At 67.4% G+C, this 22,131-nt stretch carries 15 protein-coding genes; 11 read left to right on the top strand and 4 right to left on the bottom strand.

Annotated elements, in window-relative coordinates; genetic code table 11:
- Position 1: 1 nt before the first annotated feature.
- The 11 genes from IF690_RS17745 to dctA all read left to right on the top strand — a co-directional run bounded on the left by IF690_RS17745 (position 2) and on the right by dctA (position 16,366).
- Positions 2 to 1,369, top strand: coding sequence for a DotU family type VI secretion system protein (locus tag IF690_RS17745; RefSeq protein ID WP_202696723.1), 1,368 nt, complete (start codon positions 2 to 4; stop codon positions 1,367 to 1,369).
- Entirely contained in the window at positions 1,366 to 4,878 is a 3,513-nt protein-coding gene (gene tssM / locus IF690_RS17740) for a type VI secretion system membrane subunit TssM (RefSeq protein ID WP_202696722.1), read from the top strand. The genes IF690_RS17745 and tssM overlap by 4 nt, the downstream gene beginning before the upstream one ends.
- Positions 4,875 to 5,567, top strand: a complete 693-nt coding sequence (gene tagF / locus IF690_RS17735; protein ID WP_202696721.1) for a type VI secretion system-associated protein TagF — start codon at positions 4,875 to 4,877, stop codon at positions 5,565 to 5,567. Before tssM ends, tagF begins: the two co-directional genes overlap by 4 nt.
- A 47-nt stretch (positions 5,568 to 5,614) precedes the next feature.
- Positions 5,615 to 6,340 carry a PP2C family protein-serine/threonine phosphatase gene (locus tag IF690_RS17730; protein WP_202696720.1) on the top strand — a complete coding sequence of 242 codons (726 nt, stop codon included), beginning with the start codon at positions 5,615 to 5,617 and terminating at the stop codon, positions 6,338 to 6,340.
- Between the two features lie 34 nt (positions 6,341 to 6,374).
- Positions 6,375 to 9,443, top strand: coding sequence for a serine/threonine-protein kinase (locus IF690_RS17725; protein WP_502710184.1), 3,069 nt, complete (start codon positions 6,375 to 6,377; stop codon positions 9,441 to 9,443).
- Positions 9,443 to 10,159, top strand: coding sequence for an ABC transporter ATP-binding protein (locus IF690_RS17720; RefSeq protein ID WP_286673826.1), 717 nt, complete (start codon positions 9,443 to 9,445; stop codon positions 10,157 to 10,159). The genes IF690_RS17725 and IF690_RS17720 overlap by 1 nt, the downstream gene beginning before the upstream one ends.
- Positions 10,159 to 11,346, top strand: a complete 1,188-nt coding sequence (locus IF690_RS17715; RefSeq protein ID WP_202696719.1) for an FtsX-like permease family protein — start codon at positions 10,159 to 10,161, stop codon at positions 11,344 to 11,346. The genes IF690_RS17720 and IF690_RS17715 overlap by 1 nt, the downstream gene beginning before the upstream one ends.
- On the top strand, positions 11,339 to 13,051 hold the full coding sequence (locus IF690_RS17710) for a formylglycine-generating enzyme family protein (protein WP_202696718.1): 1,713 nt from the start codon (positions 11,339 to 11,341) through the stop codon (positions 13,049 to 13,051). Before IF690_RS17715 ends, IF690_RS17710 begins: the two co-directional genes overlap by 8 nt.
- Before the next feature lie 142 nt (positions 13,052 to 13,193).
- A complete protein-coding gene (gene tagQ / locus IF690_RS17705; RefSeq protein WP_202696717.1) occupies positions 13,194 to 14,135 on the top strand; it encodes a type VI secretion system-associated lipoprotein TagQ in 942 nt (313 codons plus the stop codon).
- A 142-nt stretch (positions 14,136 to 14,277) separates the two neighbouring features.
- On the top strand, positions 14,278 to 14,535 hold the full coding sequence (locus IF690_RS17700; RefSeq protein WP_202696716.1) for a hypothetical protein: 258 nt from the start codon (positions 14,278 to 14,280) through the stop codon (positions 14,533 to 14,535).
- Positions 14,536 to 15,043: 508 nt separating this feature from the next.
- The gene (gene dctA, locus IF690_RS17695; RefSeq protein ID WP_202696715.1) at positions 15,044 to 16,366 is read left to right on the top strand and encodes a C4-dicarboxylate transporter DctA; all 1,323 of its coding nucleotides are present in this window, start codon (positions 15,044 to 15,046) and stop codon (positions 16,364 to 16,366) included.
- Positions 16,367 to 16,510: 144 nt separating this feature from the next.
- Here the strand turns inward: dctA and IF690_RS17690 are convergent, their stop codons facing one another.
- From IF690_RS17690 to IF690_RS17675, 4 genes are all read right to left on the bottom strand, one after another.
- Positions 16,511 to 17,623: an alkene reductase gene (locus IF690_RS17690; RefSeq protein WP_202696714.1), complete on the bottom strand. Its 1,113-nt coding sequence runs from the start codon at positions 17,621 to 17,623 to the stop codon at positions 16,511 to 16,513.
- A gap of 304 nt (positions 17,624 to 17,927) precedes the next feature.
- On the bottom strand, positions 17,928 to 20,165 hold the full coding sequence (locus IF690_RS17685) for a xanthine dehydrogenase family protein molybdopterin-binding subunit (RefSeq protein WP_202696713.1): 2,238 nt from the start codon (positions 20,163 to 20,165) through the stop codon (positions 17,928 to 17,930).
- Positions 20,162 to 20,635 carry a (2Fe-2S)-binding protein gene (locus IF690_RS17680; protein ID WP_202696712.1) on the bottom strand — a complete coding sequence of 158 codons (474 nt, stop codon included), beginning with the start codon at positions 20,633 to 20,635 and terminating at the stop codon, positions 20,162 to 20,164. Before IF690_RS17680 ends, IF690_RS17685 begins: the two co-directional genes overlap by 4 nt.
- Positions 20,632 to 21,897 carry a c-type cytochrome gene (locus IF690_RS17675; RefSeq protein ID WP_202696711.1) on the bottom strand — a complete coding sequence of 422 codons (1,266 nt, stop codon included), beginning with the start codon at positions 21,895 to 21,897 and terminating at the stop codon, positions 20,632 to 20,634. The genes IF690_RS17680 and IF690_RS17675 overlap by 4 nt, the downstream gene beginning before the upstream one ends.
- Positions 21,898 to 22,131 lie beyond the last annotated feature (234 nt).

Raw genomic sequence — 22,131 nt, 5'->3', positions numbered from 1 at the left:
CATGCACCCGATCGATGATCCCTTCGGCAGCTCTGGCGTAGGCGGCACTTCAGGCGGCGCCTCGGCGGGCGGCAACGACCGTACCCTGATCATGCCGCGGCCCGGCGGGCGCTCCGCCGATGCCTCCGCGCCAAGGACGGATGCCGCCAGCACCGCCGACTCGCCCAGGGCCATGCCGGGCGCGCCGGTCGCGAGCAGCCTGGCCCAGGGGCTCAACCCGCTGGAGCGGGCGGCAGGCCCGATACTGGCGTTGCTGGCCCGCTTGCGCAGCACCCTCGCTCACCCGCAACCGGCCAGCCTGCGCGCCCAGTTGCTGGCCTACCTGCGCCAGTTCGAGGAGCAGGCGCGCGCCGCCGGCGTAGCCCAGGATGAGGTGATGCTCAGCCGTTATGTACTCTGTACCGCGCTGGACGAGGCGGTACTCAGCACGCCCTGGGGCAGTACCAGCGACTGGGGCAAGCAGAGCCTGCTGATTACCCTGCACAACGAAGCCTGGGGCGGCGAAAAAGTCTTTCAACTGCTCGAACACTGTCTGCAGACCCCGCAACAGCGCCTGCACCTTCTCGAGCTGCTGTACCTCTGCATATGCCTGGGCTTCGAGGGCCGTTACCGGGTCATGAATGACGGCCGCAGCCAGCTGGAGGCCTTGCGCGAACGCACCAGCGCGACCATTCGCAGCGTGCGCGGCGAATTCGAGCGCGAGCTGTCGCCGCATTGGCGGGGGCTCAGCGTGGCGCGCGATCGCTTGTCGCAATTCCTGCCGCCCTGGGTCGGCGTGGCCATTTGCCTGGCCGTGCTGTTGCTGCTGCTGTTCGGCTTGCGCCTGAAGCTGGCGGCCGACGCCGAGCCGGTGTTTCGCAATATCCACGCCCTGGGCGAGATCCCGGTGCAAACCATCGACCGTCCACCGCAGCAGCCCAAGTTGGTCGAACGCCCGCGCCTGGCGCGTTTCCTCGCCGAGGACATCAAGGCCCAGCGCGTTGCCGTGGAGGATGCGCTGGATCGCTCGGTGGTGACCATCCGTGGCGACGAGTTGTTCGCCTCGGGCAGCGCGAGCATTTCCGAGCAGTTGCAGCCCTTGCTGCTGCGCGTCGCCGATGCCCTGCGCCAGGTCAAGGGCACGGTGCAGGTCACCGGGCACAGCGATAACCGGCCGATCGCCACCTTGCGCTACCCCTCGAACTGGAAGCTATCGCAGGATCGGGCGCAGCAAGTGATGGATATCCTCGTCGCCCGCAGCGGGCAACCCGAGCGCTTCACCGCCGAAGGGCGCAGCGACGCGGAACCGGTCGCCTCCAATGACAGCCCCGCCGGACGCGCCAGGAACCGGCGCGTAGAGATTACCGTGCTAGCGGAGGGCAACCAGTGAAGGCCTTTGTCAATTTCCTGGTGCGCTGGGTGGTGCCGCTGCTCGGCCTGCTCGCCCTGAGCCTGGTGATCTGGTTCCTCGGCCCGCTGATCATCGTCGCCGGCCATGAACCCCTGGCCCCGGCGGCCGTACGCTGGGCGCTGATCGCCCTGTTGTTCCTGGCCTGGATAGGTATGCGCGTATTGCGCATCGTCCAGGCCCGGCGCAACGCCGCCAAGGTCATGCAGGGCCTGGCGGCGGTGGCGCCGGATGCGGCCAGCGTCGCCACCGCCGAAGAGCTGGCGGCCCTCAAGCAACGGATGGACGAAGCGCTGCAATTGCTCAAGCGCAGCAAGCTCGGCGGTAACGAGCGGCGCACCCTTTACGAGCTGCCCTGGTACGTGATCATCGGCCCGCCGGGCTCGGGCAAGACCACCGCGCTGGTCAATTCCGGGCTGCACTTTCCGCTGGCCGAACAGATGGGGGGCGGGGCGATACGCGGCGTCGGCGGTACGCGCAACTGCGACTGGTGGTTCACCGACGAAGCGGTGCTGCTGGACACCGCCGGGCGCTATACCACCCAGGATAGCCATGCGGCGGTGGACAAGGCGGCCTGGCTGGGCTTTCTCGACCTGTTGAAGAACCAGCGCAAGCGCCGGCCGATCGATGGTGCCTTTGTCGCCATCAGTCTGTCCGACCTGCTATTGGGCAGCGAGGCCGAGCGCAGCGCCCATGCCCGAGCCATCCGCGCGCGGGTGCAGGAGTTGTATAGCCAGCTCGGTGTGCGTTTCCCGATCTACGTGATGCTCACCAAGTTCGACCTGGTGCCGGGGTTCATGGAGTTCTTCGACGCGCTGAGCAAGGAAGAACGCGCCCAGGTCTGGGGCGTCACCTTTGCCCTGGACGATGGCAAGAGTCCCCAGGGCCCGCTGGCCCGTTTCGAGGAGGAATTCACCGCCCTCGAGGCGCGTCTGACCGAGCGCTTGGTGGAACGCCTGCAACAGGAGCGCGACCCCAACCGACGCGATCTGATCTACGGCTTCATCCAGCAGTTCGCGGCCTTGCGGCACAACCTGTCGTCCTTCCTCGAGGGGGTGTTCAAGCCCAATCCCTATGAAGAGCGTGTGCTGTTGCGCGGGCTTTACTTCACCAGCGGCACCCAGGAAGGCAGCCCCATCGACCGTCTGATCGGCAGCATGGCGCAAAGCATGAACCTGGATCGCCAGCACCTGGCACGCCAGACCGGCACCGGTCGCAGTTACTTCATCACCCGCTTGTTCCGCGATGTCGCCTTCGGCGAGCGCGGCCTGGTCGGCAGCAACCCCAAGGTCGAGCGCCGGTATCGCTGGATCAACCGTGGCGTACTCGCCGCCAGTGCCTTGGTCCTGCTGACGGTGACGGCCATCTGGGTCGCCAGCTACCGCGCCAATCAGGCCTATATCGCCGAGGTGGACGCGCGCCTGGCGCCGCTCAAGGGGCAGGTCGAATCGCTCAGCCCGGCGCAGCGCGAGGTCATGGCCGTGCTGCCGCTGCTCAACGCCATTCGCCATGTCGCCGACAATTCGCTGTCCTGGGCCGAAGGCTATGGCCTGTTCCAGGGCGACATGCTCGGCGCCGAAGCCGCCAGCGTGTACCGCAAGCTGCTGATCGCGGTGCTCGCGCCGCGCCTGCTGACGCGCATCGAGGAACAGCTGCGCAACGGCGGCAACACGGAGTTTCTCTACGAAGGCCTCAAGGTCTACCTGATGCTGGCCAGCGCCGAGCACTATGACGCCGATGCCATCAAGACCTGGATCAACCTCGACTGGGACCGCAGCCTGCCGCGCGACCTGGCCCCGGAACAGCGGCTGGCCCTGGCAGAACATCTCAATGCGCTGTTCGCCCACAAGCCACCGCCGGCGAGGCTGGATGAAGCACTGCTGGCCGACCTGCGTCGACAGTTGCAACAGATGTCCGTGGCGCAGCGGGTCTACAGCCGGGTGAAACGCCAGAAGCTGCCCGAGGGCGTAGCGGACTTTCGCCTCAGCGAAGCGGCCGGGCGCGACGCCGCCCTGGTGTTCACGCGCAAGAGCGGCAAGCCGCTGAGCGATCCGTTATCCGGTTTCTATACCTACCGCGGCTACCGTCAGGCGTTCATGGTCGCCAGTCTCAGCCAGTCCGGCGCCCTGGCCGAGGAGCAATGGGTACTCGGCCGGCCACTGAACGACAACCAGGATGTCGCCAGTCTGGCCCTGGAGGTGCGTGCCCTGTACTTCCAGGATTTCCTCAACCAATGGGAAACATTGCTCGGCGATCTCGACTTCGTCTCGGTCAACAGCATCGCCCAGGCCGCCGATGTGCTGCGGGTGCTCTCCGGGCCGAACTCGCCGCTGAAGAAACTGCTCGCTGCGGTGGCCAAGGAAACCAACCTGCAACAAGAGGATCGCCTGCTGGCCGAGAAGCTCAAGGCCGCCGACGGCACCGTGGACAAACTCAAGCAGCAGCTTGGCTCGCTGGTCGGCCAATCGGCCCAGGAAGATTCGCCGGCCGCCTCGCAGGTCGATCCGATCACCGCGCGTTTCGCCGAGCTCAATAGCCTGCTGGCCACCAGCGGGGATGGGCCCGCGCCGATCGACGATCTGCTGGCCCAGCTCAATGAGCTCTATGTGCAGGTCAGCGCCATGAGCGGTGCCAGCGGCGAGGCCTTGCTGGGCGAGGCGAAGAACCAGGCGGTGGCCACGGCGTCACGGGTCAGGCTCGGCGCCGAACGTCAGCCGCCACTGGTGCAGAAGTTGGTCAACTCGGTGGTCAGCGCCACCACCAGCAGCATGATGGGCGGCATCCGCACCCAGCTGAACGCGGCCTGGGTCAGTGAGGTTGTGAATGTCTACCGCCAGTCCCTGGCTGGCCGTTACCCCATGGTCAACTCCAGTTCGCGGGAGGCCACCCTGGAGGATTTCGGCAACTTCTTCGGCGTGGGCGGGGTGATGGACAACTACTTTCGCAAGTACCTGCAACCCTACGTCAACACCTCGACCAGCAACTGGCGCTGGCAGCCGGGCGCAGCGGAAAAACTCGGCATAGGCTCGGGCGTGCTGCAAACCTTCCAGCGCGCCGCGGCCATCCGCGATGCCTATTTCCGCGCCGGAGGCACCCGGCCGACGGTTCGCTTCGAGCTCAAGCCGGTGGCCATGGACGCCTCCATCAGCCAGTTCCTGCTCGATCTGGACGGCCAGCAGCTCAGCTACGACCATGGCCCCAGCCGTCCGGTGGCGATGCAATGGCCCAGCCCCAACAGCCTGGGAGTGGTGCGCCTGTCCGTTACGCCGCCCACCAGCGCCGGTCGTTCGGGACTGACCCTGGAGGGGCCCTGGGCCTGGTTTCGCCTGCTGGAACAGTCCGACCTGACCCAGGGCAACGCTCCGGACCGCTTCACCCTGCGCATGCGCGTCGACAGCGCCAGTATCTCTTGCGAACTGCGCGCCAGCAGCGCGTTCAACCCGTTCAAGGGCCGGCTGCTGTCCGGCTTCAGCCTGCCGGAGCGTCTGTGAGCAGCCCCGGTTTCTACGGCAAGCTGGCCGGCCGCGGGGACTTCATCCACCGCGGCCTGTCGCCGACCTTTATCGAGCGCTGGGATGCCTGGCTCTCCGCGGGCATGGCCACGAGCCAGGCGGCGCTGGGGTCGGCCTGGCTGGATGCCTACCTGGTCAGCCCGCTGTGGCGCTTTGCCGTGGCGGCGGGCCTGCTCGGCAGCGAGGCGGCGGTGGGGGTGATGATGCCCAGCGTCGACCGGGTCGGGCGCTACTTCCCGTTGACCATAGCGCTGCTGCTGGAGGCCGAGACCGATCTTGGCGCGCTGGTGGCCGGCCCGGATGACTGGTTCGAGGCCGCCGAGGCCCTGTTGCTCTCGACCCTGGAGCCCGAGGCCGATGTCGAGGCCTTCGAGGCCGCGGTGCCGGCCCTCGGTCGTCCGGCCTGTAGCGCGCAGGCGCCGCGCATGCCGGCGCTGGAGGGGCAGATGCGTTTCGCCGCCACGACGGCGGCGGCGCGCGGGGCGGTGCTGATGCGGCACGCCTGCGAGGGGGCGAGCCTCTGGTGGGGCAAGGGCTCCGGACGGGTCGCCGCTGGCCTGCTGCGCTACCAGGGGTTGCCGGCGGCGCAGGATTTCAGCGGTTTTCTGCTGGGCGAGGGCGGCTACGCGTCGCTTGCGCAAACCGCGCAGTTCGATTTCGGGAGCTGATTTTGGGAACTGATTTTGGGAATCAGGGGCATTTCGGGAGCCAGGGCATGTCGTCAGCCGTAACGCATTACGAATCCGCCAGCCACAGCCATGTCGGCATGGTGCGTCAGGTCAACGAGGACGCGTGTCTGGATGCCGTGAACGCGGGCCTCTGGGTGGTGGCCGACGGCATGGGGGGGCATGCGGCGGGCGATTTCGTCAGCAGCCTGATCGTCGATACGCTGCGCGCCATCCCGCCCGAGCCCTCCTTGCCGGACTATGTCCAGGGGTTGCGGGCGGGGTTGGAGCAGGCCAACGCGGCGGTTCGCCAGGAAACCGCACAGCGCGGTGTCGGCATCATGGGCAGCACCCTGGTGCTGCTTGCCGCGCGAGGGGACAAGGCCACCTGCCTGTGGGCCGGCGACAGCCGCCTGTATCGCCTGCGCGAGGGCCAACTGGAGGTCATCAGCCACGATCACAGTTATGTCCAGGAGTTGCTGGACAGCAGCCTGCTCAGCGAAGCCGAGGCGCGGGAGCACCCCATGGCCAACATCGTCACCCGCGCCGTGGGCACCCAGGATCAATTGGAACTCTCGGCCGTGGACCTGGATGTGCGTCCCGGCGACAGCTTCCTGCTGTGCAGCGACGGGCTGAACAAGACCGTCGAGGACCATGAACTGCGCGAGGTGCTGGGCAACGCGAGCCCCTATGAGGTGGTCCGCAGCCTGGTGCACCTGGGGCTGACCCGGGGCGCTCCCGACAACATCACGGCGGTAGTCGTCAATGCCCACTGAAAACGCATCGGCTGAAGAACGCTCGAGTCTGGACATGGACATCCCCGGCTATGCGATCGAGCGCGAGCTGGGCGAGGGCGCCATGGCCACTGTCTACCTGGCGACCCAGCGCTCGCTGGAGCGCAAGGTGGCGCTCAAGGTCATGGCCGCCGCGCTGGCCGCCGACCGCAGCTTCTGTGAGCGCTTCCTGCGCGAGGGCAAGACCCTGGCGCGGCTCTCCCACCCGCACACCGTGACCATTTACGACATCGGCAATGTCGGCCACTTCTATTACATGGCCATGGAGTACCTGCCGAACGGGACGCTCAAGGAACGGATTGCCGAAGGGCTCAGCGCGGAGCAGGGCCTGGTCTACTTGCGCCAGATCGCCCTGGCCCTGGGTTATGCCCATGCCCAGGGGTTGGTGCACCGGGACGTCAAGCCGGCCAATATCCTGTTCCGCGCCAACGGTTCGGCGGTGCTCTCGGACTTCGGCATCGCCAAGTCCCTGGAGGACCACACCCAGTTCACCCAGGCCGGTTTCGCCGTGGGCACACCCAGCTACATGAGCCCCGAACAGGCCCGCGGCCAGCAGATCGACGGTCGCACCGACCTCTACGCCCTGGGGGTGGTGCTCTACGAGATACTCACCGGCAAGCTGCCCTATACCGGCAGCGACTCGCTGTCCACGGCCCTGGCCCACTTGACCGAGCCGCTGCCCGAACTGCCCATGACCCACGGCCGTTACCAGGGGATTTTGCGCAAGCTGCTGGCCAAGGACCCGGCGGAGCGCTTTGCCGATGCCGATGCCCTGATCGCCGCGCTGGACCATCTGCCGCCCGCCGGGTCGGCCGCTGCCGAGGCGACGCAGTTGCGCCCACTGCCGTTGTCGCCCGCCACGGCGGCCGCTGGCCCATCCGGGACGACCGACCTGGGCGGGTTGACGCCGGTTTCCCTGGACATGCCAGCGCTCGCTGCGCCAGGGCCCGAACCCGAGCCAGCCGCCACGGCCACCCTCACACGGACCGCAAGCCTCGGCGCGGCATCGCCGGCCGGGGCGCGCAGGCCGTCGTTGGCACTGCTCGGCGTGGCCGCGGTCGGCGCACTGGCCTTGGCTGGCGGGGGCTACTGGTGGCTGCGGCCGGCGCCGCCGGTAGAACCGCAAAACGGCCAGCTCGAGGCTGTAAAAACACCGGCTGGCGAGGTGCCGGACTCGTCCACCGAGACGGCTGGCGAACAGCGCCCGCCGCTGATGACGAACGCCGATGGCGGCGACCGTCCGCTGCTGATGCCTGGCAAGAAAACCCTGTTCCAGCGCGTGCTGAGCAAGCCCGATGCGCGCTTGTCCAGCCAGCCCGGGGCGGCGCCCGGCGGTACGGCGCTGCCGGCGTTCTCGGTGCTGTATGTCTATCAGCGCAAGGCGGTGGCGGGGGGCACCTGGCTGGAGGTCGGCGCCGCCAGCGATGGCCAGCGCGATGGCTGGTTGCTAGCCGAGCAGGCCAGCGACTGGAAGCAGAGCCTGGTGCTGAAGTTCACCGAGCGCTCCGGTCGTTCGCCGGTCATGTTCCTGCGCGAGGCGAGCAGCCTCGAGCGCTTTCTGGCTGACACGGCGCAGGCCCGCACGGCCCTGCACAAGGCGCTGAACGAAGGCAGCGTGGACCCGCAGATCGTTGCGCTGGAGCCTGTGGCCAGCGCCATTCCCCAGGACCAGTTCTACCTGCTGCCGATTTTCGAGGCCCGAGAAAGTTTCGATGCCGACGGCCAGCCGGTGCAACTGCTCAATGTGGCTTCCATCGACCCCGGCGACACGCCACTGGGCCAGGCCGAGGGGACGGCCAAGGCCGGCAGCGATGCCTTCCGCACGGCGATCGTGCTGGTGGTCGATACCTCGGTGTCGATGCAGCCCTACATCGACCGGGTGCGCCAGGTCGTGCAGGCGTTGCACCGGCAGATCGCCAGCCGTGGCGACCTGGACAGCGTCAGCTTCGGCCTGGTGGGGTTTCGCAGCAATGTCGAGAAGACCCCGGGCCTGGAGTATGTGGCGCAAACCCTGGTGAGCCTGGAGGAGGGCCGCGATCCGCAGCGCTTCCTCGAGCTGGCTGGCCAGGTCAAGGCCGCCCAGGTGTCCAGCCACGCCTTCAATGAGGATGCCTTCGCCGGCGTGATGGCGGCGGTCGAGGACATGGACTGGAGCCCCTATGCCGGGCGGCTGATCCTGCTGGTCACCGACGCTGGCGCCCTGCGCAAGAACGATCCGCTGGGGCGTACGCAGATGAACGAAGCCGAGGTGCGCGAGGCCGCCCTCAGCAAACGGATCAAGATCTATGCGCTGCACTTGCGCACCGAGGCGGGGCGCAAAAACCATGGCTTCGCCGAGCAGCAGTACCGCAGCCTGACGGCCGACGCCAACCCGCAGATCGGCGACCTGTACATTCCAGTGGCTGGCGGCGATGTCGGTCGCTTCGGCGACACGGTCGGCGAGATCGGCTCGGTATTCGCCGACCAGGTGCACCAGGCGCGCAACAACCAGCTGCCGAGCCTGCCGCCGCCACAGGGGACGCCGAGCGTCGCGAGCAAGGCCTCGGCCATTGGCTACGCCATGCAGATGGACTTTCTCGGCCGCCGGTCCGCCGTCCGCGCCCCGCAGCTGATCACCGCCTGGACCTCCGACCACGACCTGACCAACCCCTCGCTGCCGGCCTTCCAGGTCTGCGTGCTGCTGACCAAGCTGCAGCTCAACGACCTGCAGCAGTCGCTGAAACTGATCGTCGATGCGGCTCGCCGCACCCAGACCTCGCCCAAGGACTTTTTCCAGGAAATCGCCAGCGCCAGCGCCCACATGAGCCGCGACCCGACGCGGTTGAAGCAGGGCGGCAACCTGGTCGAAGGCGGCATCCTCGGCGAGTACCTGGAGGGCCTGCCGTATCGCAGCAAATCGCTGACCATGACCCAGGACCTCTGGCTGTCCCAGAGCGTGGCCGAGCAGCAGGACTTCATCGACGAACTGGAGTCGAAGATCCGCCTGTACGAGACCTTCCACAACGACGTTGCCAACTGGGTCCGCTTCGGCGAGGCCCAGCCGGGCGATGCGTTGTACCGCGTACCCCTGTCGACGCTGCCCTGATGCTCAAGCTCAGGGATATCCGCAAGACCCGCGGCGAGGGGCCACAGCGCTACAGCCTGGTGGTGCCCCGGCTCGACCTGCGACCGGGCCAGCGCCTGGCTCTGGTAGGCCCCAGCGGCAGCGGCAAGAGCACCCTGCTGGACCTGCTGGCGCTGGTGCTGTCCCCGGACCCGGGCGGGCTCTTCGAATGCCGCGCCGACGAGCGTACGCTCGATGTCGCCGGGCTCTGGCGCAGCGGCCGCCAGGATGTGCTGGCCGGGCTGCGCAGCCGGGTCATGGGCTATGTGCTGCAGACGGGCGGGTTGCTGGGTTTTCTCGACGTGCAGCGCAACATCGGGTTGTCGCGGGCGCTGCTCGGCCTGCCGGCCGATGCCACGGTCAGGCGCCTGGCCGAGCAGCTGGAAATCGCCGACCAGTTGCACAAGCTGCCGGCGGCACTGTCCGTGGGCCAGCGCCAGCGGGTCGGCATCGCCCGGGCCCTGGCCCACGGGCCGAGCATCGTGCTGGCGGACGAGCCCACCGCCTCGCTGGACCCGCTGAACGCCGAAAGGGTCATGCAACTGCTGGTGGCTCAGGCCGAGGAGCGCGGTGTGTGCATCCTGGTCGCCACCCATGACGAGGCACTGGCCCGGCGCGCCGGGCTGCAGCTGCATCCCTTGCAGGTGCAGCGCGGCGCGGATGGCGGGGTCACCGCGACGCTGGCGGGAGGTGGCTGATGCGGCTGGCACTGATGGCCCTGCTGGCCTGGCACGACTACCGCGCCGAGGTGCGCCTGTCGGTTTGCGCGGTCCTGGCCCTGGTCGCCGTGCTCGCGCCCTTGTTGGTGCTGTTCGGCCTCAAGTTCGGCCTGGTCACCACCCTGACCGAACGCCTGGAGCGCGACCCCGCCGTTCGCGAAGTCGTGCCCATGGGCGGCGGGCGCTTCAGTGCCCAGGCCATCGCCGAACTGGCCGCGCGTCCCGAGGTCGCCTTCGTCGTGCCGCGTACCCGGCAGATCGCCGCGACCGCCGACCTCTACACGGACTCGTCCGGCCAGGCCCTGACGGTAGAGATGATCCCCACCGCCGCGGGCGACCCGCTGGTGGCGCCCGCGCTGCTCCCCCATGCGCCGGACCAGGTACTGCTCAGCCAGCGTGCGGCGGAGAAACTCGGCGTGCGCGGCGGCGAAGTACTGAGCGCCGCGTTCGGCCGCCAGGTCGGCGGGCGGCAGCAATACCAGCGCGCCCGCCTGCGGGTGCAGGGGGTCTTGCCACTCGCGGCCTTCCAGCGCGATGCGCTGTTCGCGCCCCTGGCCCTGCTGGAAGCCGCCGAAGACTACCGCGACGGCCTGGCCTGGCCTGGGTACGAGCCACAGGTGAACACGGCGCGGGTGTATCCGGGGTTCCGTCTCTACGCCGCGGACCTGGACGGCGTGGAGCGCCTGCGCCGGTATTTCGCCGAGCGCCGGCTGGAGGTCGCGACCCAGGCCGACGCCATCGCCCAGGTGCGCTCCCTCAGCCACAACCTGACCCTGGTGTTCTGGATCATCGCCGGCCTGGCCCTGGCCGGGGCCTTCGCCGCCATGACCGCCAGCGCCCTGGCCGCCGTCGAGCGCAAGCGCAGGGCCTTGTCGGTGTTGCGCCTGCTAGGCTTTTCGACAGGCGCCCTGGTCGCCTTCGTCGTGCTGCAGGCGTTGTACACCGGTGTGTTCGGCCTGCTGCTGGCCTGGGGGTTGTACGGCATGGCCGAAACCGGGCTGAACCGGCTGTTCGAACCGGCGGCGGGGGAGTATGCCTGCCGGTTGCTGCCGGCCCACTACCTGCTGGCACTGCTGCTGACGCTGCTCTGCTGCCTGCTGGCGGCGGCCTCCGGTGGCTGGCGCGCGGCGCGGATCGAAGCCTCGGAAGGACTGCGCGATGTTTGACTGGCTGAGGGTTCTAGTCCTGTTGAGGGCTCTGCTCCTGCTGGCGCTGGCCGGCAGCGTGCAGGCGGAGAGCGCCACCCCTGCGGATAACCCGAAACCGCTGCCCGATGACCTCAGCCTGCCGCTGCCCTGCGAAGGCGAATTGGTGTTGCGCTACGTCTATGTCCTCGCCAAGGGCACCCTGGACGACCGTGAGGTCAATCTCGGCTATCCCTTCAGCGATGACGATCCGGGCTACCGGCAATCCTTCATCTCCGGTTACCGGCGCGACTACATCAACGGTCAGTTCGTCCTCGACGACCTGCCGGCCGACTGGCAAGCCAGAATCGCCCCGGCCCTGCCCAAGAGCGGGGCCGACAGCCTGCTCAAGCCGATGTTCTATTTCGTCGGCAAATACGAGGTCACCGAGCGCCAATACGCCCTGGTCATGGCCCAGGAGGCGGCATTGGCGGGGCAGGGCGAGGCACCGGCCTGTGTCCCCATGACCGACATGTCTGCGCGCCTGCCCAAGGTCAAGCTGTCGCGCCTGGAGGCCGAGCGCTTTGCCGCGGTGTACAGCGCCTGGTTGCTCAAGCACCACCGCGACCGGTTGCCGGTCAGCGGCCGCGGCAAAACGGTCGAGGAGGGCGGGATGGGCTTCGTCCGTCTGCCGACCGAAGTGGAGTGGGAATTCGCCGCCCGCGGTGGCCATGCGGTCAGCCGCCAGGAGTTGGAGGCGCGGTTATTTCCGCGCAAGGCGCAAGGCAGCGACGGCGATGGCCCGCTAGGGGACTGGGCGGTGTTCAGCCAGGTCGCCGGGGGCACCGGGCAAGGCGCGCGGCTGCTGCCAGTCGGGCTGAAGAAGCCCAATCCATTGGGACTGTTCGACGTGATCGGCAATGCTGCGGAGATGGTCCAGGAGTCCTTCCAGCTGGTCCACGCCGGTCGCCGCCAGGGTAGCTACGGCGGCTTCGTGGTCAAGGGTGGCAACTACCTGGAGGGCGAGCTGACGCTGTTCACCGGCATGCGCCGGGAATACCCGCTGTTCGCCGCCGACGGCAGCGAACAGCGCAACGCCACCACCGGTTTCCGGGTGGCCCTGGGCGCATTGTCGGCACCGCGCTCACGCTACGAGGAACTGTTCGAGCAATGGCAGAAGGAGGGCCGCCTGGCAGGCCTGACCGATGAGATCGACGCTGCCGAAGACCCGACCCAATTACTGGACAGTCTCATCGCCAGCAGCACCGACGCGAACCTGCAGGCCCGCCTGGCGCGGGTGAACGAAGAGCTCAAGCGCAATGTGTCGCTGATCGCCCGGCAGCGCGAGGAGGCCGCAGGCAACCTGATCCAGTCGGCGGCCCTGGTGGCCGAGACCGTCAACAACTACAACATTCGCCTGACCAACCTGAAGAAGGACCGCGATCAGGCGCGGGCGGCGCAGGATGAAGCCACCGCCAAAGTCTATGAAACGGCCATCGCCAATGGGCGCAGTGCGCTCGAGGGGGCCCTGGCGATCTACATTGACAACCTGGCGACCGGAACGCGCTACACCGACTCGGTGATCCAGGCGCAGTTCCAGCGGACCCGGGAAGAACTCAATCACAAACCGGTGCTGGGAAAAAGCCTGGTCGCCCGTGCCACGCTTTTCGTCAGGCACGTGGGCCAGTTTCGCCAGCAGCGCCGAGCCGATCCGGAGACGATCCTGAAGGAGCTTCTGGCACCCTGAGCAGGGTGCCGAAACTGTCGTCGATGGCAACGAAGACCAGCTAGGCTGGATGTAGCGCCAGCTGGCTTCGCTCATGTCGGACGGAGCTCGCTCTGCGCAGAAGCCGAACGGAATTGACCCACAAAAAAGGAGAGACCCGACCATGGATACTTCACTCAGGAACTGCACTTCGATCCTGGCTCGTACCCTGCCGTTGCCTACTGCGGTCTGCTGTGCCGTACTGCTGAGCGGATGCGCGGGCTTCGGGGGGCCAAGCTCGAAGGTCGCGGCCCAAACCAAGGTCGAGTATTACCCGCAATGCTATGAGCCGGTCAGCCAGCTGCGCAGTTCCGATAAGGCGATGACCAAGTCGGTGGCCACCGGCGCCATTACCGGTGGCCTGCTCGGCGGCCTGACCGGGGCCCTGGTCGGCAAAAGCGGCGATGCCGGCCGCAACGCACTGATAGGCGCCGCCGCCGGTGCCCTGGTCGGGGGCGCGACCGGCTACTACACCGAACGCCAGAAGCAGATCAGCGACGACCGTGCGCGCATTGCCTCCTACGCCAGCGACATCGACCACAGTACCGGCGAAATCGACCGCAGCATCAGCTACACCCGTACCGCGCAGAACTGCTACCAGCGTGAATTCACCTCACTGCTCAATGCCCGCAAGGCGAAGAAGATCAGCGACAGTGAAGGGCGCCTGCGTCTGGCCGAGATCGTCAGTGGCCTGAAGGAAACCAATGCGCTGATGGCCGCCGTGGACGGGCGTGCTGGCGAGAGCATTGACGTCTACACCCAAGCCTATGAGAAAGACCTGCAGACGGTCGGTGTGCAACGCCAGGACGTCGCTCAGGTGGCCGCCGTGAAGCCTCCGGCCGCCACCGATAAGAAGGCGTCGACCAACAAGAAGGCCAACGTCAAGCCGACGACGAAGAAGAATGTGCCCAAAGAAGCCGTCACCACCGAGCGCACCTTGCAGCAAGCCACGGCCAAGCGCGAGGAAGGCCAGAAACTCGCTGCCCGTGGCCAGACCATGGTCAACGACGTGTGCAGCAACCCCGACATGGGCGACTGGGCACCGCCTGCTTGCTCGAAAGCCTGATGCGAGAGGTTTCCGGGCAAGTATGCAGCCCAAGTCATCGTCGGCGCTGTACTTGGGCCCCCGGTGATTCGAGGTAGTTTCCAGAGGCTGTGGCGCGGGTTTTGCTTCGTGCTGGAACTTCACCCCACAGGAGTTCAGCGGCATGGATTCGAAGCGCTCGACACAACAACCTTCGGATGTTGCCCCAGGCGTAGCGGCGGGCAGCGTTATTGGCGTGCGGTCCATGCCGTCGCCAGGTTATCGCCCGCTGCAGGAGGGCGAGGTGATTCAGCCGACCGATGAGGCCGGCAACGACCCTCGGTCCTGGACGCCCGTGCCCAGCCATTGGGTCAGCCAGGTGCATTGCCTGGCGGTGTACGGTCAGGTACGTCGGCCGACGACCCGCCAGGGTTGTTGCTAGCCTGTTGCAGGTGGCGCTGGCCGCCGCCGGGATACTCTGCTGCAAGCCTTGCCTGGATCGTGTTTCGATGGAGGGTGGGGCTCGCCCAACTGCCATCGTTGTTGCCGAGCCGTCCTGGTCACGGCTTGGACTCCCCGTTTCAGAGCGTTTGTGCACTTTCCCATGGCCCGGGCGGCGGGGGGAGATTGCGCTGTCTTGAGGCATGGGCATCCACCTGCGCACGATTGCGAGTCCGGAGAAAACTGACGGGTCGCACAGTTTCCTTGACTGGTCAGACCTGTAAGACCTTGTTTTTTGATCGGTAAATATTAAATCCATGATTTTCCGTGGGAAGTGGCATGGGGACTGCTTTGCACCCTGCATTCTTCAAGTGACTCCGCTGTGGTTCGGCCACCCGATATTCACCCGGGCAGGCGTCGACCTGAGTCGCTGAAGAGAGGGGCAGTCCGCTGGTCGACGATGTTGTCGGCCAGCCAGGGACTCGGTTGATTCTTGACGGAGAAGCATCATGAACCACGACTCAAATGCTGTGAGCGCAGTCAAACCAACGGCCACGGCCTGGTATGGATCACTTTTTGCGCAGGTGTTGCTGGCCCTGCTGCTGGGGATTGTGCTCGGCGTACTGGTACCTGATTTCGCGGTAAGGCTGAAGGTGCTCAGCGACGGTTTTCTCAAGCTGATTTCGATGATCGTCGCGCCGATCGTCTTTTGTGTAGTGGTACACGGGATCGCCGGTACGGGCGACCTGAAAAACGTCGGGCGAGTAGGGGGCGTGGCGCTGATCTACTTCGAGATCATGACCACCATCGCCCTGGCTCTCGGGATCCTGCTGGCGTTCGTGTTCGGGCCCGGGCACGGCATGAACATCGACACCACGACCCTGGATGCCGGGGCGATGAGCAGTTATTCGGAGAACGCCCACAAGCTCCAGGGCAGTGGCATCGGTTCGTTCATCCTGAACATCATCCCCACGACCTCAATCGACGCATTGGCCCGCAACGATGTATTGCAGGTGCTGTTCTTTGCCTTGCTGTTCGGCATCAGCCTGGCATTGGTGGGGGGTAAAAGCGCGGAGCGCGTGACTTCGTTCATCGACGATATTTCCAAGGTGCTGTTCAAGGCCATGGGCCTGATCGTGCGGCTGGCGCCCTTGGGGGTGCTAGGGGCGGTGGCCTACACCGTTGGCAAGTACGGTGTCGGTTCGATGAAACAGCTGGTTTCCCTGGTCGTGCTGTTCTACGCCTCGATCTTGATCTTCGTGTTCGTGATCCTGGGGGCGGTGTTGCGTTATGCCGGGGTCAACGTGTTCAAGTTCATTGCCTACCTGCGTGAGGAGTTGACCATCGTTCTGGCCACCGCCTCCTCGGACTCGGTGTTACCGCAGATCATGCGCAAGCTGGAAGTCCTGGGCGTGAAAAAATCAGTGGTGGGGCTGGTGGTGCCCACCGGCTATTCGTTCAACCTCGATGCCTTCTCGATCTACCTGACCCTGGCGGTGGTGTTCATTGCCCAGGCCACCAACACCCCCTTGTCGATAGGTGACCTGCTGCTGGTGCTCGGGGTGTCGCTCGTGACCTCAAAGGGCGCGCACGGCGTGCCGGGCTCGGCCATCGTGATCCTGGCGGCGACCCTGAGCGCAGTCCCCAGCATTCCGGTGATCGGCCTGGTGCTGGTGCTGTCGATTGACTGGTTCATCGGCATGGCGCGCGCGGCGGGCAACCTGATTGGCAATTGCGTGGCCACCGTGGTGGTGGCCGACAGGGTCGGCGACCTGGACCGCGAACAGGCTGAGCGGGTACTGAACGACCGTCAGCACTACGAGTTGTCTTGAGGCGCTTGCGGTGGGGGGCGGTGCCTTGACGGCGCAGCCACCCGCAGGTCCGATCGCCATCGATTACTCGCTGGGCGCGCCGGGTTTCGGCCGCGCCCGGAGCCGGTTCGATGACCCCGGGAGCAGGGTCACCGGGATCGCCCCTTATGGATGAACGGGGTAATCGATGTAGCCGCGCTGGTCGCCGCCAAAGAAGGTGCTGGGGTCGGGGGCGTTCAGCGCCAGCCCGTCGCGGATCCGCCGGGGCAGGTCGGGGTTGGCCAGGAAGGGGCGGCCAAAGGCAATGAGGTCGGCGCGGTTGGCGGCCAGGGCCTGCTCCGCCGATTGCGGATCGTAGCCGCCGGCGAGCATCAGCACGCCTTTCCACTCCGCGCGCAGTTGCCCGATGATCGCGTCCCAGCGCGGGTCGAAGTTCTCGTCCTTGACGGTGCCGACCACGGCCGGTTCCACAAGGTGCAGGTAGGCCAGGGGCCAGCGGTTCAGGGCGCGGACGATGTGGCCGAAGGTGGCCTCGGGCGTCGCGTCGCCCATGCCCATGAAGCGCCCCATGGGGGTAAGGCGTACCGCCACCCGGTTGGCGCCCACCTCATCGGCGACGGCCTCCACGACCTCCAGCAACAGCCGGGCGCGATTTTCCACGCTGCCGCCGTACTGGTCCTCGCGCTGGTTGCTGTTGCTGTTGATGAACTGGTCGAGCAGATAACCGTTGCCCGCGTGGATTTCCACGCCGTCCATGCCGGCGTTCAGGGCGTTACGCGCCGCGCGCCGATAGTCGTCGACGATCTGCGCGATCTGTGCCACTTGCAGGGCGCGTGGCACCGGTACATCGCCCCAGACGCCATTACCGTTTTCGTCGACGATAAAGGTCTTGCCTGGAACCGGCAGTGCGCTGGGGGCCACCGGCAGGGCGTTGTCGGGCTGGAAGCTCGGGTGAGAGACGCGCCCCACATGCCACAGCTGCATGAAAATCAGCCCGCCGGCTTCGTGCACCTGGGTGCTCACCTGGCGCCAGGCCGCCACCTGGGCATCGCTGTAGATCCCCGGCGTCCAGGCGTAGCCCTGGCCCTGGCGGGAAATCTGCGTGGCCTCGGTAACGATCAGCGCGGCACTCGCGCGTTGCCGGTAATACTCGGCGTTCATGGCGGTGGGCAGGTCGCCCGGCTGACCGGCGCGGGAGCGGGTCAGGGGGGCCATGGCCACGCGGTGAGCGAGGGTGTAGGGGCCGACCGCAAGGGGCTGGAACAGGTGCTGGGTCATGGGTATTTCCTTATGAGGGCATCGATCGGGATGCCGTGGGTGCTCAGGCGGACGGTGCCTGGTTGAACAACAGGTGATTGCCGATTTGCCGACCTTTGTCGGGCACTAAGCTAATCCGCCGGGCCGTGGCTGATAATCCAGCCGCCGCTCTACGCTGCATTGCGTGAAACGCAACGCCCTGAAGGGCGGTGGATGCATTGCGCGGTGGGCAGTCGATGGCGAGCGCGGCGATTGGCCCGCCCGATCCTCGATGCCTTGGCCGCGCGCGAAAGGACCGCCGCCGATGCGGCGGCTGGATTCCAGGCTAGGCCGGCTGCTCGGAACGGGTCAGGGGCAGGTTCAGCCAGCGCCGGCCGGTGGCATTGGCCACGGCATTGCCGATGGCGGCGGCCATGGGGCCCTGGACGATCTCGGCAGCGCCGAGGAACGGCTGTCCCGGCTGATCGAGCAGATGCACCTCGACCTGCCTGGGCAACTGCGTAAACCGCAGGATCGGATAACCGCTCCAGTCGTAGCTGCGCACGCCGCCCGGGTCGTAGCCGACCTTTTCGAACAGGGTCCAGCTGGCGGACTGCACGATGCCGCCTTCCACCTGGTTGCGCAGGCCATCGGGGTTGACGATCTGGCCCACGTCCACCGCCGTGACCACGCGATCGAGCTGGACCTCGCCGGTCTGCGGATGCACCCGCAGCAGGACGGCGATGGCGCAGTAGCCCATGATGTTTTTGTAGCGGGCAAAGGCGAAGCCAATGCCTGAGCCTGGCTCACTGCCCTTGTGCGGCCAGCCGCTGGCGTCCCGCACCCGTTCGACCACTGCCCGTGCCCGCGGGTCGCTCAGGTGGGCGAGGCGCAGGGCCACCGGGTCGGCGCCGGCCCGGGCGGCCAGTTCATCGATGCAGGCCTCGATGGCGAAGATATTGATGTGGGCCCCCAGCGAGCGCATGGCGGAGGTACGAAACGGCATGCGGGTGACGAAGTTCATGTCGATGCGGGTGGACGCCAGGCTGTACAGCGGCACGGCGTTGCGATCGCCATCCCCTTCGGGCTGGGCGATGGGGATCGACGGCGCGGAGACGAACGGCCGGGCCAACAGCCGCGCGGGCATCAAGCGGCCGGCATTGACGATGCGTTCGTTGTGCGGCGTGGTCCACAGCTCATAGGCCCAGTCCTGCAATCGGCCCTGGGCGTCGAGGCTGGCCTGGACCTCGGTGAGCATGGCGCTGCTGTAGGGCTCCCAGAGGTTTTCCTGCTCGCGCATCCATTGCACCCGCACCGGCGTGCCGGCGAGCCGCATCGCGATCAACGCGGCATCGGCCGCCGCGTCGTCCGCGCCGTTGTGGCCGTAGCACCCGGAGCCCTCGGTATGGATGCAGCGCACCCGCTCCGGCGCCAGCCCGACCATCTCGGCGATCCCCGCGCGCAGCGGGTAGACCCCCTGGGTATGGGTCCAGACCGTGAGCACGCCGTCCTGGAGCCAGGCCACGGCGCAGGACGGGCCGATGGAACCGTGCATCAAGTACTGCTTGCTGAACCGCGCGCGATAGCGGGTGCTGGCACCGGGTGCCGGGTTGCCTTCATGGCTGATCGGGTAGCGGCGCGCGGGCAGGCGGGTCAGTAGCGCGTGGATGTCCCGCGCTTCGGGGATCGCCTCTCCAGCGCTCCAGCGGGCCTGCTCATAGCCGCTGCGCATCGCCTTGATGGCTTGCCACTCATCCCGGGCGACCACCGCCAGGTAGTTGCCGTCGCGCACCACTCGCACCACGCCGGGCAGGGCCTTGATCGCCTCGCCATCGAAGGCTTCCAGGGTGCAGCCAGGGCGGGGCGGGCGGATCACCCGGGCATGCAGCATGCCCGGCAGGCGCAGGTCCTGGATGAACGCGGCGCCGCCACTGACCTTGGCCGGGATGTCCAGGCGCGGCAGCGAATGGCCGATCAGCTTGAACGCGGACGGCGGCATCGAGGGCGATTGCGCCTGCGCATAGTGGTGCAGGTCCACGCCCTTGACGGCCTCGGCATAGGGCATGCGTTGCCCGGCCGGGCCCTGGATCAGGCCCTCGTGCGTCGTCAGCAGCGCGGCGTCGACGGCCCAGCTGCGCGCGGCCGACTCCAGCAGCAATTGCCGGACCTGGGCCGCGGCGTTGAACAGGGCCGTGCCGCTGTCGAAAATGCTGTGGCTGCCGGCGGTATAACCTTCGTTGGGCGTCAGCGCGGTGTCCGCGGTAAGCAGGGTGATCGCGCCGGGCGCGAGGTCCAGGCGTTCGGCGGCAATCTGCAACAGCGCGGTTTTCACCCCCGTCCCCAATTCGACCTTGCCGGTGTAGACGGTGACGCCTTCGGCGGCGACGCGGATCCAGGCATCGAGGTAGGGGTTGGTGCGCAGGCTGCCCGGGAGATCGGGCGCCAGCACCACGGTGCCGAGGGTATCGACTTCGCTGTCGGCCAGTGCCTGGCGCGCCGCCGGGACCAGGGTGAACGCCAGCACCAGCGCGCCACCCCGCAGGAACGCGCGGCGCCCCTGATCGACTTCATGGTGCCGGGTCATGGGGCGCTCCGTTCTTGCCTAGCCACGCGGCCGATGGCGTCGATGATTCGCAGGTGGGTGCCGCAACGGCACAGGTTGCTCGCCATATGCTCGCGAATGGTGGCTTCGTCCGGATGAGGGTCGCGCTCCAGCAAGGCCTGGGCGCGCATCAGCATGCCGGCGATGCAGTAGCCGCACTGGGCGGCCTGGGTCTCGATAAAGGCTTTTTGCAACGGCCCCGGACGCTCCGCCGTGCCCAGGCTCTCCACCGTGCGGATGGCCTTGCCTTCCAGGCCGCCGCAGGGCGTCAGGCAGGAGAAGACGGGCTGGTCATCCACCAGCACCGTGCAGGCCCCGCACTGTCCCAGGCCGCAACCGTACTTGGCGCCGTTGAGCCCCAGGTGATTGCGCAGGGCATACAGCAACGGCATGTCGGGCTCCAGCTCCAGCGCATGGGGCGCGCCGTTGACGTTGAGGGTCATGTGGGTCATTGCGCCTCCTGGCGTAACTCGTGAAGGGTGGAGGAAAGGTCGGCCCACGGCTGGCCCGGGCTGGCCTGCTCGCGCAGGAAGCTTGCCAGCGCCGCCAGCTGCCGGTTGTCCAGGCTGGCGGCGAAGGGCGGCATGACCGGGCCGGGCAGCCCCGGGGTGGCGGGCACGCCTTCGAGCACGGTCTTGAGAAAGTTGCGCGCGCTCGCCGCCTGCAGTGCCGATGTCCGCTCCAGGGCCGGGCGCCCATCGATCTGGCGCATCGGCGCGGCCGGGCCATGGCAACCGGCGCAGGTGCTCTGGAACAGCGGCTCGCCGGGCGCCTGCGCGACCACCTCGGTGGGGCGCGCGGTGGCTGAAGCGGGTGCGGCGGGAGCGGGGCCCTTGAGGCTCAGCAGGTAGTCGGCAATCGCCTCGGCGTCGCTGGCCGGCATGTTGCCCAGGCTGAGGCTGACCGGTCGCATCGGCCCGGCGGCGGTGCCATGGCCCTCGACCACTTCAGCCCGCAGGTAGCCCGCCAGTTGCTCGCGGCTCCATGGCGTGGCCCGGTCGGCCAGGCCCAGCAGGGACGGCGCCTGCCAACCGTCCACCCTGCCGCCGGCAAGATGCTGGGCGGACTGCTCGGCGCCCAGCGGGTTGAGCGGAGAATGGCAGCCGGCGCAGTGGCCGGGGCCTTCGACCAGATAGCGGCCACGGTTCCAGGTTGCAGGTTGCTGCGCCACGGGCGCCAAGGGTTGCGCGTGCAGGAACAGCAGGTTCCAGAACGACACCAGCGGCCGGATGTTCATCGGGAAATTCATCCGGTTGGGCAGCGCCGGCGAATGCACGGCGGGGCCGCTCATCAGATAGGCGTAGAGGTCCGCGATGTCGCCGTCCGTCATGCGCCGGTAGTAGGCGTAAGGGAAGGCCGGATACAGCCAGTGCCCGTCGCGGGCGACCCCTTCGCGCATCGCCCGCTCGAAGGCCGGCAATGACCATTGGCCAATCCCGGTCTCGGCGTCCGGGGTGATGTTGGTGCTGTAGAGCGTGCCGAAGGGCGTCACCAGCGCCAGCCCGCCGGCCAGGTAGCGGCCGCCGGGGCGGGTATGGCACACCGCGCAATCGCCGGCTTCGGCGACCCGCGCGCCGCGTTGTACCTGGGCGGCATCGAAGCGTTGTGGCGCCGTGGCCGGTGCGATCGCCGGGCGCCACATCGACAGCGCGGCGCCTATCGCGCCTGCCGTGGCGAGAACCACCGCACCCAGCCACCACTGCCTGGCGTTCATCGGGTCACCCTTCATTGGTCCGTGGAATCCGCGCGGGCGGACAGTGATGCAGTCGAGGTCATGGAAGTCTCCTTGAGCCGTTGAGGAGAGCGGTGACGGACCGCCCCGTGGCCAGTGCCCAAGGGTAGAGAAGGGCTAGGGACGGCGGTATCGGCAATCCGCGCAAAGACCTTTTGCGCCATCGGCAACGCCGGGATCGTTGCGTGATGCGCATCGCTCAATTGCCCCGGCGGT

The organism is Pseudomonas sp. SK3(2021), from assembly GCF_016772375.1.
Taxonomy (GTDB): Bacteria; Pseudomonadota; Gammaproteobacteria; order Pseudomonadales; family Pseudomonadaceae; genus Aquipseudomonas; species Aquipseudomonas chlororaphis_I.
Note: the sequence above shows the minus strand (reverse complement) of the source record. Positions and strands in the feature narration are given on the sequence as shown.